This window comes from Dyadobacter sp. HNCC25DJ186 (assembly GCF_056895235.1).
Window position 1 is genome coordinate 1 of record NZ_JBXHAS010000036.1, and the last position, 1,909, is coordinate 1,909.

Below are 1,909 nucleotides of genomic sequence, written 5' to 3' on the forward strand. Positions count from 1 at the left end.
CCTGTTAAAATATTCATCCAGAAAAAAGTATTCAAACGGACTTCCGGGGAAGGCCTCTTGGTACAATTTTTCAACTGTGGCAAGGCTTCCTGATGCATCGTTTGCTGTCAAGTTTAATGAAATATATTTCCACCTGCTCCTGTTTGGATAATAACACAAAATTGGATCGAACTTTTCCCTCAGCGAACGCTGATGAAAATTTTTTATTACACCACCAACCTTGCAGTGAATGTCATCTTCACCCAACACGAAAATGATATCCTGATTTACTGCTTCCTCAGGAGATTTAAAACCAAGCGCTTTTACGATTTCTTCATTGATCAAAACCTTTGTATTACTTCCACTATCAAGATCAGACTTGTCTGTACTCTTAAAGTTTTGCCCGGCTACCAATTCAATTTGGTAAGTTGGGACAAAATTTTCATCGATTTCCATCAAATAAGTAGTGTAGTTATGCTGTTTATCCTGGTGCCCTCTTCTAACGCTGTTCCTGAAGCGAATCATTTGCCCGGGTATGTCGGAGGTTGCTGTGGCATCATTCACAGAAGAGACCTTTGCAATTTGGTTTTTAAAAAATTCATACTTATTAAAGATCGTCGAATCCCTTACAACGGGGGCTTTTACGATGGCAAGCTGATCTTTTTGATAGCCCAGGTTTCCGTTTCTCATAAAACTAAACTGTTTGTAAACGACAACCGTAGAAGCAATCAGAATAATGGAAAGAGTAAATTGGAAGGAAACCAAAACCCGTCTGATTGACATACTGCCGCCAGATTGCGTGTTTAGCCCTTTCAACACACGCGCCGGAATAAAGGAAGATAAGACCAATGCCGGATAAGCACCGACTAGCAAAGCCCCGAACAGAAAAACCGAGATGACCGTAAACCAGAAAATCGCATTACCACCTAATCCAGTTGAAAAGAAATCTGTGGTTACATTTTTTCCAATGAAATTATTGAAGAACGGCATGCAGCATAAAATGACGACAAACGCAATCAATAAGGCAAGTGTGTTAATAATGAAAGATTCAAGTAAAAACTGTGTGATCAGCTGTGATTTTTCAGCGCCAACCACTTTTCTCAAACCCACTTCTTTGGCACGTTCCATCGATTTTGCCGTGGATAGGTTGATATAGTTGATCCAGGCTATAAAAAGGATAAATACGCCGATAACACTCAAAAAAGATATTTCTTTTGCACTTCCATTGGCTTCGGCTTCCTTTAAATAATTGGAATTCAGATGGATATCCGCGACTCGCTGCAAATGAAATGAAGACCTAAAATTCAATTCTTTCATCTTTGCCCCGAGGTATTTTTCAATAAAAGCGGGAAACTTTGCTTCCAGTTTCCTAACGTCTGTACCGGGAGCGAGTACCACATAGTTATAAAATTCCGGCCACGCCCAATTATCGTATCCCCAATTTTCCCCAACGGAAGAAAATGAAGCCAGCATATCGAATTTGATATGGGAATTATCAGGAATATCGGCAAAAACACCCGTAACCTTCATGGACATATTTCCATTCATATTCAGGACTTTCCCGACAGGATCCGTATCTCCAAAATATTTCTTTGCCTTGCTGGCTGATAGTACGATGCTATTACTCTCCACCAGGCAGGTTTTGGGATCTCCCGAAAGTAGCGGATAGGAGAAGACATTGAAGAACGATCCGTCGGCCAGATACATATTCCCTTCATTGAAAGTCTTTTCGCCGCCTTTTGCCTCTTTATAGGAAAGCGTATATGCGTTCATGAAAAAAGAAACAGAAACAAGGCGGACAAAATCTACGACTTCCGGAAAATCCGCTTTCATTGCAGGGCCTACGGCTGGGTGGTTAGCCGCTGTCGTTGGAACATTTGACATACTACCTGAGTATGAAATCGGTACACGATAAATATTTTCGGCATTT

Annotated in this window: 1 protein-coding gene; it reads right to left on the reverse strand. The window is 40.9% G+C overall.

The features are described from left to right. On the reverse strand, positions 1-1,863 hold a 1,863-nt coding region (locus tag AC1XUO_RS29560; RefSeq protein WP_483333511.1), incomplete at its 3' end, for an ABC transporter permease. Positions 1,864-1,909: the final 46 nt, after the last annotated feature.